The sequence below is a fragment of the uncultured Marinobacter sp. genome, assembly GCF_963974375.1.
Lineage (GTDB): Bacteria > Pseudomonadota > Gammaproteobacteria > Pseudomonadales > Oleiphilaceae > Marinobacter.
The window spans coordinates 1-4,734 of sequence record NZ_CAXBDN010000304.1; the positions used below are offsets into that span (position 1 = coordinate 1).

General features: G+C 61.0%; 5 protein-coding genes. All 5 read left to right on the forward strand.

The features are described 5' to 3' along the window. On the forward strand, window positions 1-317 hold a 317-nt coding region (gene mraZ / locus AAC035_RS18760), incomplete at its 5' end, for a division/cell wall cluster transcriptional repressor MraZ (protein ID WP_339806634.1). Beyond that, on the forward strand, window positions 314-1,300 hold the full coding sequence (gene rsmH / locus AAC035_RS18765) for a 16S rRNA (cytosine(1402)-N(4))-methyltransferase RsmH (protein WP_339806635.1): 987 nt from the start codon (window positions 314-316) through the stop codon (window positions 1,298-1,300). The genes mraZ and rsmH, both read left to right, overlap by 4 nt. Further along, complete coding sequence (gene ftsL, locus AAC035_RS18770; RefSeq protein ID WP_339806636.1) at window positions 1,297-1,716, forward strand: cell division protein FtsL; 420 nt, start codon at window positions 1,297-1,299, stop codon at window positions 1,714-1,716. Before rsmH ends, ftsL begins: the two co-directional genes overlap by 4 nt. Window positions 1,717-1,746: 30 nt before the next feature. Then, window positions 1,747-3,480 carry a penicillin-binding protein 2 gene (locus AAC035_RS18775; protein WP_339806637.1) on the forward strand — a complete coding sequence of 578 codons (1,734 nt, stop codon included), beginning with the start codon at window positions 1,747-1,749 and terminating at the stop codon, window positions 3,478-3,480. Between the two features lie 4 nt (window positions 3,481-3,484). Beyond that, window positions 3,485-4,734: UDP-N-acetylmuramoyl-L-alanyl-D-glutamate--2,6-diaminopimelate ligase (locus tag AAC035_RS18780; RefSeq protein WP_339806638.1), on the forward strand; the 1,250-nt coding region annotated here is incomplete at its 3' end.

Sequence of the window (4,734 nt, forward strand, 5' to 3'; positions counted from 1 at the left end):
GCTGCCTGTTGATGTATCCCGAGCCCGCCTTTGAAACGCTGCGTACCGAGATCGACCGTCTGCCCAACATGAACAAGGCCGCCCGCCGCCTTCAGCGGCTGATCCTGGGGCATGCGACGCCGCTTGAGCTGGACTCGGCAGGTCGTGTCCTGGTTCCCCCGACGCTGCGCAGTTACGCCCGTCTTGAGAAAAAACTGATGCTGATCGGCCAGGGCAAGAAGCTGGAGTTATGGAGCGAAGAGCGCTGGTTCGCATGGTTGGATGAGGCCGGTGAAGACGACGATATGCCACCGGAAATGGAGGCGTTATCCCTATGACCAGACCCTCTGACTCCACCGTCGCTGGTGGTCAGTCTCTCCACCGCTCCGTGCTGCTGGATCAGGCGGTGGAACTGCTGATTACGGAGCCGGCAGGTCGTTACATCGACGGTACCTTCGGAAGAGGTGGTCACAGCCGTTTGATCCTCGGCACGCTGGCGAAAGAGGGCCGGCTGCTCGGGGTCGACAAGGACCCGGAGGCTATCCGGTTCGGAGAAACGCTGGCGGCCGAGGATGGCCGCTTCGTCGTTTATCACGGTTCGTTTGCTGACATGACGGCTGCAGCAGCATCCGAAAACTGGCCGGAAGGCTCCGTCAACGGTGTCTTGCTGGATCTGGGCGTGTCTTCACCGCAACTGGATGATCCGGCCCGGGGCTTCAGCTTCATGAAAGACGGCCCGCTGGATATGCGAATGGATACTACCCGGTCACCAAGTGCTGCCGAATGGCTCAACAGCGCCGACGAGAAAGACATTGCGGAGGTGATCTGGCGGCTTGGTGAAGAGCGATTTTCCCGTCGCATCGCCCGTTTGATCGTGATGCAGCGCCAGGAAACACCACTGGAAACAACACGGCAGCTGGCAGAGCTGGTCAGTCGGGCGGTCCCGAAAAAAGACAAGCACAAGCATCCTGCTACCCGCACATTTCAGGCCATCCGGATATTCATCAACCGGGAGCTGGATGATCTTGAGTCAGGGCTGGAAGCAGCGGTTCGCTTGCTTGCACCGGGCGGGCGACTGGTCGTCATCAGCTTTCATTCGCTGGAAGACCGCATTGTGAAACGTTATATGCGCGATCTGGCGAAGGGGCCGCAGTTGCCCCGGGGCTTGCCGGTTACCGCCAGTGAAATCGAGACGCCTTTCCGCCTGGTCAGCAAGGCGCTGAAGGCCAATGAGCAGGAAATTCGTGACAACGTCAGGGCGCGCAGCGCCGTGATGAGAGTGCTGGAGCGCCGATCAGACGACAGGAGCAGGGAACAATGAGCGCAGTTACCGTGGACAAACCGGCCCAGGCACCCGTGCTTAGCCGTGAGGAAGTACGGCGTCGGGTTGGCGGGGCACTGAAGCTGTCGCTGGCGATTTTCGCCGCGCTGGCCCAGCGCCGGGTGCTGATTACCCTGGGGCTGGCGCTGGTTCTGATTGGTTCAGGCATCGGTGTGGCAGTCAGTGCGCACCAGAACCGGAACCTCTATAACACGCTGTCGGAGCTTCAGGCAGCTCGTGATGGTTACCAGCGCGAGTGGAGTCAGTTGTTGCTGGAGCAGAGTGCGCTGAGCGCTCACGGTCAGATAGAACAGCAGGCTGCCAGCAGCCTCGAAATGATTGTGCCGGGACGCGAACATATCGTGCTGGTACCGGTGGCGGGGGTGCCTTCAGGTACCCGTCAGATGTTCCGATAACACGCAGAATCCATAACAGGCGGGTGCCAGGTGTCAGACCAGGGAAGTAAAACAGGACTCGGACAGCGGCTGATCGCCGGGCTTAAAGCCTGGCGGTTCGGTTCCGTTGTCGGTGTGTTTCTGCTTTCCAGTGTGGTGATTGGCTGGCGCCTGGTAGATCTGCATGTGATTGACAAGGAGTTCCTGCGCCAGCAAGGGGATGTCAGGACGATTCGGGTCGAGCCCATCGATGCTCATCGCGGTCTGGTTACTGATCGTTACGGCGATCCGCTTGCCGTAAGCACGCCGGTGGAAACCCTCTGGGCGAACCCGCGAGAGGTGGATCCGACGGACCCGCGCCTGGCGACGGCAGCAGCCCTGATGGGAATGACCGAAGCCGGTTTGCGGGGTCGCCTTGCACAGCCTGCCGGCCGTGAGTTCATGTATCTGCGCCGCAAGGTGCAGCCGTCCCTGTCCAGGGACGTACTGGCGCTGGAAATTCCGGGAATCTACAGCCGTCAGGAGTATCGCCGCTATTATCCGGCTGGCGAAGTGGCCTCCCATCTGGTGGGCTTCACCAATATTGATGAGCGGGGCCAGGAGGGTATCGAGCTGGCCTTTAATGACTGGCTCAGTGGCGAAACCGGTCGCAAACGGGTTCTTCGTGACAACCGGGGCAATCTGGTCAAGGACCTTTCGCTGATCAGGGATGCCCGGCCAGGTCGTGATCTGGCGCTTAGCCTGGACCTTCGGCTGCAGTATCTTGCTTACCGCGAGCTCAAGGCTGTCGTTCAGGCCCACAGCGCGCGGGGCGGCACCCTGGTGATGCTGGACGTGGATACGGGTGAAGTGCTCGCCATGGTTAACCAGCAGTCCTACAACCCGAACGATCGCAGCCAGCTGAGTCCTGAGCGGTTGCGCAACAAGGCGGTGACGGATCTGTTTGAGCCGGGCAGTACCATGAAGCCGCTGGCAATGGCGGCGGCGCTGGAAAGTGGCCTGTTCACCGCAGAACAAACCCTGGATACCGCGCCGGGCTTTCGTCGTTTTGGCCGTTTTACCATTCGGGATCACCGGAATTACGGGGTGATGACCATGACGGACATCATCTCCCGGTCCAGTAACGTGGGCATGAGCCTGATTGCCACAGAGCTGGGTGGTGAGGCCTTGCGCAACTTTTATTATCGTGTGGGTATGGGGCAGCCCACCGGTGTCGGCTTTCCGGGCGAGGCTGTCGGAGTGTTACCGGGAGGGGATCGCTGGCGTCCGGTTGAGGAGGCCACCTTGTCCTACGGCTACGGCATGAGCAGCAACGCATTGCAGCTTGCCCAGGCCTATATGGTCCTGGCCAATGGCGGCATTCGCTACCCGCTGAGTCTGATCCGGGTTGACACACCGCCGGCCGGCGAGCGGGTGCTGTCAGAGCAGGTGGCCGCCCAGATACGGGATATGTTGCGGGATGCGGTCGAGAACGGCACCGGTCGCAGGGCGTTACCCGCACTTTACTCGGCGGGCGGGAAGACTGGCACGGTGCATCTGGTCGGCGCCCAGGGCTATGAGAAGAGCCAGTACAAGGCTATTTTCGCCGGTATGGCGCCCATGGACGATCCCAAAATTGTAACCGTTATAGCCGTAGATGCCCCCCAGGGCGGAGACTATTACGGTGGTGAGGTGGCGGCGCCGGTGTTTGCCCGGGTTATGGGTGACGCCTTGCGCTTGCTGAACGTGCGCCCGCAGCTGAAAGCAGCTGACGGCACGCCATCGGCCAGCGGGGAGCGGGGGTAACGCTATGTGCATGAGCTCGCTGAATACACTGCTTCAGGGCATCGTTGATGTTCCTTCCGTCTTCGACGTGACCATTCACGGACTGCGAACGGACAGTCGTCTGATTCGTAAAGGGGATGCGTTTGTGGCATTGGCGGGGCGTGAGACCCCGGCAGACCACTACGTTGATCAGGCCATCGAAGCCGGCGCCACGGTCATCATTCTTGAAACCGTGCGGCCGGCACCCTGTCATGAGCGCCATGGTGCCCTGATCGTTCCGGTGCCGGCCCTGCGTCGCAGAGTGGGTGAGATTGCAGACCGCTTTTTCGAACACCCTTCCCGGCGTCTGCGGGTTGTGGGTGTTACCGGTACCAATGGCAAGACATCGGTCTGCCATTTCATCAGTCAGCTTCTGACCGGCGCGGGTATTCCCTGCGGCGTTCTTGGCACCCTGGGCTACGGTATGCCCGGGGCATTGATGGCGGCGACCCACACCACGCCCGATGTGGTTGAGGTGAACCGTTCCCTGTTCGCAATCCTGGGTAAGGGCGGTCGGGCTGCGGCCATGGAAGTGTCCTCCCATGCGCTGGATCAGGGTCGTGTCGATGGTGTCACCATGACCGGCGCGGTATTTACCAATCTGACCCGGGATCATCTGGATTACCACGGGTCCATGGAAGCCTACGCCAGCGCCAAAGCCCGCCTGTTCCAGCAGGAAGGCCTGCACTTTGCGGTGATCAACTTTGATGATCCGTTCGGTCGTCAGCTATACGAACAGACCGACGGATTGTGTGATCGGATCCGCTACAGCCTGCATGAATCCCAGACCGAACTCTGGATGACCCGTTTCGCAGCCACGGAAAAGGGATTCACAGCCGCGATGGACGGCCAGTGGGGCCCGTTTGAAGTAACCGCGCCACTGATGGGCAGTTTCAACGCCAGCAATTTGTTGGCCGCCATGGCAGCGGCACTGAGTCTTGGGGCCTCCCTGGACAAGATACAGGCGGCAGTGGCGATGCTGACCGCGCCTCCGGGCCGGCTTGAGGTGTTTGCCGGTGGCAATGGTGTCAGGGTGGTGGTCGATTACGCCCATACCGCCGACGCCCTCGCCAATGCGTTGGCAGCGTTGCGTCCGCATACGGCCGGCCGTCTGATCTGCGTGTTTGGATGCGGCGGCGACCGCGATTCCGGCAAACGTCCCGATATGGCCCGGGAAGCGGAGCGAGGTGCCGATAAGGTGATTGTGACGGATGATAACCCACGCTCGGAATCGCC

Coding starts and splice junctions, on each gene's coding strand:
- rsmH (WP_339806635.1), top strand. CDS start 314: ATGACCAGACCCTCTGACTCCACCGTCGCTGGTGGTCAGTCTCTCCAC.
- ftsL (WP_339806636.1), top strand. CDS start 1,297: ATGAGCGCAGTTACCGTGGACAAACCGGCCCAGGCACCCGTGCTTAGC.